Origin of the sequence: Bacillus sp. JJ1532, from assembly GCF_036965085.1 — a bacterium.
Lineage (GTDB): Bacteria > Bacillota > Bacilli > Bacillales > Cytobacillaceae > Cytobacillus.
Genome location: NZ_JBALOW010000065.1, coordinates 1 through 4378, shown reverse-complemented (window position 1 = coordinate 4378; position 4378 = coordinate 1). Strand labels below are relative to the sequence as shown.

The 4378-nt window shown below is 31.8% G+C and carries 5 protein-coding genes; 4 read left to right on the top strand and 1 reads right to left on the bottom strand.

The annotated features are described in order from the left end of the window. The first annotated feature begins 389 nt into the window (after positions 1–389). Both V7122_RS19790 and V7122_RS19785 read left to right on the top strand, forming a co-directional pair. Positions 390–587, top strand: coding sequence for a hypothetical protein (locus V7122_RS19790; protein WP_335528529.1), 198 nt, complete (start codon positions 390–392; stop codon positions 585–587). A gap of 45 nt (positions 588–632) precedes the next feature. Further along, complete coding sequence (locus V7122_RS19785; RefSeq protein ID WP_335528527.1) at positions 633–1088, top strand: phBC6A51 family helix-turn-helix protein; 456 nt, start codon at positions 633–635, stop codon at positions 1086–1088. Positions 1089–1110: 22 nt separating this feature from the next. On the opposite strand, the gene V7122_RS19780 is transcribed toward V7122_RS19785, so the two are convergent. Beyond that, positions 1111–1749 carry a recombinase family protein gene (locus tag V7122_RS19780; protein ID WP_335528525.1) on the bottom strand — a complete coding sequence of 213 codons (639 nt, stop codon included), beginning with the start codon at positions 1747–1749 and terminating at the stop codon, positions 1111–1113. A 974-nt stretch (positions 1750–2723) separates the two neighbouring features. On the opposite strand from V7122_RS19780, the gene V7122_RS19775 reads away from it, so the two are divergent. Continuing rightward, positions 2724–3857, top strand: a complete 1134-nt coding sequence (locus V7122_RS19775) for a hypothetical protein (protein ID WP_335528522.1) — start codon at positions 2724–2726, stop codon at positions 3855–3857. 13 nt (positions 3858–3870) lie between these two features. After that, positions 3871–4378: phage portal protein (locus V7122_RS19770; RefSeq protein ID WP_335528520.1), on the top strand; the 508-nt coding region annotated here is incomplete at its 3' end.

Genomic DNA, 4378 nt, shown 5'->3' with positions numbered 1-4378 from the left:
CCTTTATTGTAATAGAGTCATATAATGATGAAAAATTATTAAGGTTTTATAATAAGAATGGGTTTAATAAATGGTCTTATTTAGAAGATAATGATGATAATTTAATTCCATTGGTTTATGATTTTAGGGGATTAGATGGGATAATTTAGGGTAATATTAATATTAATAGTTTCATAGTCATTAGTATAGGAGATGATGAAATTGAAACTATTTAAATTAGTTGAGCCAACAAAAAAGAAAAATACCAAGAAAAGAAAAGAGCATCTACAAAAAGCACTGATAACAACAGATAAAATTAATAGGAATAGCAAACGATAGACTTCCTTCCTTTGTGTTGGAGGTCTTTTTCGTTGTGTGGAGATTGATGAGTTAATAAGGGTGGAATGGCGATGAAAGTAATTAGAAAAGAAGATGAAACATTATTTCTTCTACCATACAAAGTATTAAGAGTTAATGGATTTATCGATAATAAGACATTAAGGAAAATGAAAGAGGAGAGTATTTTGGTTATAAATGCAGTAATGCATCCAGAATGGTTTGATTATGATGAAGTAACATATGATGAAAGAGAAGTAGAGATAGTGTAAAATTACACAATATTAATGTCAATTTGTAAAGGTGTGAAAATATAGATGAGTAATGAGCTTGAAATGATTATTATTGATGGATTAACTAGTCAGCAAAATGAAGCAGCCATATTAGAAGCCTATGGAGGCATGGATAGAAGCACAATTGCGAAAACAGTAGGAGTGAGTCGCACAACATATTACCAATGGTTAAAGAAGCCAGAAATGATGACTGCCATTGACAAATACGCACAGGAGAAAAAAAATCTAGCTAAGTCATTTCTCCTTAAAAATTTGGATAAAGCCAGTGAAACCTTAGCTGAATTGATGAATTCTAAGGATGACTCTATCCGTCTTAAGGCAGCAGACAGGATACTTCAATATGGTGTAGGTAAACCTAGCTCTAGTCTTCATGTTACATCTGATTTAACCAATGTTAATCATAGTAATACACCTAAAGATATACTGGATATGGAAGATGAAGAGTTTGAAAGCAGATTAGATGAATATGAGGACGAATAAAAAGCCTTTCTACCTCATGTAGTTAGGCTTTTAATGTATCTTCGTATTGTTTCATTACCTTATAGAATGTGTTCTTTGTAAGCTTTAAGTTATCCATATTCCTAAACTTTTCAGCAGTAATTTGCCCGTCTTTCCATATAGGATAGTTCGTATGAATACAATCTAATTGTTCTTTAGTCATTGTATTATAGCCAATAACAGGTCTTCCTAGATGTTTTCCTTGTGCTTTAGCTATTGCAATACCTTCCTTTTGTCGTTTATTGATTTCTTCTCGTTCTCTTTCAGCTACAAAAGATAATACTTGTAATACTAAATCACTAACAAACGTCCCTAGTTTATCTTTATATTGTGTAGTATCCAGTAATGGCATATCTAATACTTTAATATCTGCTTTAATATTGTGCGTAATGTCTTCCCATTCACGCTTTATTTCCTTTGAGTTACGTCCGAAACGATCAATTGACTTAATGTATAGTAAATCACCTTCACGAAGAGATTCCTTTAATGCTTGGTATTTAGTGCGGTTAAAGTCTTTTCCTGACTCTTTATCAATGTAAATATCTCTTTCGTTGATACCTAATTCAAGCATTTCATTTAACTGACGGTTTACATTTTGATCCTTAGAACTCACACGGATATAGGCAAATGTTTTCATAGTCATTGGTAACACGCTCCTTTATTGGTATAAATTGATTATAACATAGTTGTTTATAAAGGTAAACAAATATTTATAAACGTTTATATAATAAAATGAAAGTTTTATAAACGTAAAATAGCTTGTATTTCAGTCAGTTTTTATTGTCCTTAAAGGTATACCTTAATAAACTAATTAATCAAACTGATGAATGTAAACGCCTCACCAGAATCATTTAAAGCACGATAGAGAAGGGTTAGAGGAAACCATAAGGAGTAAGCAACTACCCCCACCATTCTGAATGATTAGGGGCTTAAAAAGGGTGTAGCAAGGTACGTAATTTTTTTTACAAATTTTTTTTGGAGGTAGGTGAGAGAAGTGGATCAGTCATATTTAGAATTAATTGACACTAAAAGAAATCGTGATTTGTTACGTGAATATCTATATAAAGACTATAGAAAACGAGGGTTTAACAGAGAAGAAGCATTGAATAGACAAAAACACCTTATGACAAAATATCAAGATAACCTATTCGGTAGAGAAGGTCTTGCATGGAGCTTAGGTAAGAGATCATTGACTTTTTTTAATCTATATTTTTTACAAGATATATTTGTAAACGATGATGATTGTGCTCCTCTTGCTCCTATACATTTTCAAATATGGGATGATATTGAGGATATGGTTGTTAGAAACACTCATAGTAGACAAGGATATATTTTGCCACGTGGGACAGGGAAATCAGCATTTGGAAATACTAGTCCAGTAATTTGGTGTCATGCGTACCGAATGAAACGCTATACATTAGTTGGCTCTAGTATTGGAAATACTGCTAAGAAATTTATCAAGGGTATTAAAGATTCAATAGTAGATNNGATAATATCTATTTAGAATACGCTTTTGGTAAATTAATTGATTCCTCTGATAGAAATTTTATAAATAACTCAGAAATGATTGAGTTTACAAATAAAAGTTTAGTTGAGAGTATTTCGAGTACTTCTCCAATGAGGGGTAGAAAATATGGTAAAAATATTCGTGTTGAATTATTGCTCCTAGACGATTTTCAAGACGATGACGATGTGAGAACAGCTTCAGCCCGTGATCAAAAATGGAAAAGGTTTTCTGACGATGCAACTAAGGCGATACAGAAACCTAAAAAGGATGAAAACGGTAAGATTGTTCGTCAAGCTCATATGATTGCACTTGGAACGTTACAACATCCAGAAGACTTTTATTCTAGGCTCTATAATGATCCGACATGGAAGTTTAGAAAAGAAAAAGGTGTTTTAATTGATGATATTGATGAATATTTCAATGAAGGATTATGGTTAGAATTCAAAAAGCTTTTACAGAACAATAAAGATGAAAATAGGTTAGATACTGCAAAACGCTTTTACTATGATAATGAAGAAGCAATGAAGTATCCGTTATTATGGGATAGCTATTGGGATTGTTTAGACTATGCATTAGACTATTTCTCTAATCCAGCTTCATTTAATCAGGAGGTACAAGCAAGATTAGATTCAAAAGGTCAAAAGAAATTTACTACAGTTATTACTCAATCTGCTGAAGCTATAGAAAAGCATGATTTCACAAAGACAATGTTAGTAATTGACCCTGCTGGAACAGATGTAAAAGTTAAAAGTAAGAAAAACTACTTTGCGTTTATTGTTGGAAGCTTAGGTGAAAACAACATTCGCTATGTTAGAAAAGGTGAAATACATAAGATGGAATATGATGAGTATATGGATAAAACACTACAATTACTTAGAGATTATCCAAGTATAACCCATATTTCAATTGAGAAAAACGTCTATTCGGGTGCTGACGTATTAAGGCTTCAAGAGTTAGTTAAAGAGGACAAAGAACTAAGTAAAAGAAGGTTTACTTGGATCAATAAACAAACAACTAAGAATAAGGATGACAAAATTGATACCATAGTTGCTGACGTAAATATGGGAAGGATTATCTTTAATGAAGATGATGAAGCAGCTATAGAACAATTACGGGACTTTGCTGGATGTGAATTTAGTAAATACGATGACTTTCCAGACTGTTTAGCTGAGTTTGCTAAACAAGTATTAGAAATTGAAGTACGGAAATCAATTAGAACGCTACCAAGTAGTGTTCTTTTTTAATGGAGGAATTTAGATGTTAAGAGAAGAGTTAATTTTAAAGCTATTGGAGGAACTTGATAAACGTGCTCCAAAATTTCAAAAACTCCTTAATTACTATGAAGGTAATCATAAATTATTATTTGAAAACAGTAAAGTTGATGATAAACGACATGATGAAAGGGCTGTGTTTAACTATTGTCAGAAGACAGTTTCTAACTTTGTCGGTTACTTATTAGGAAAGCCTGTTAATTATCAATCTAAATCAGGCAACACTGATTTTATTAATACAATTGATAGACATTTTTCGTTTTGGGAAAAAGAACATAACATACGATTAAAAGAAATGACGGAAATATTTGGTCTAGCTTATGAAGTAAGTTATTCAACAAAAGACAAGGAATTTCTTTGTGCGTGTTTTAGTCCTTTAGAGATGATTACGCTTAATGACGGTTCAATTGAAAAAAATACATCTATCGCAGTTAGAAAATACAAAAAGCCATATGATGATTCAACCTATGTAGACGTTTGGGATGAAAAAAACT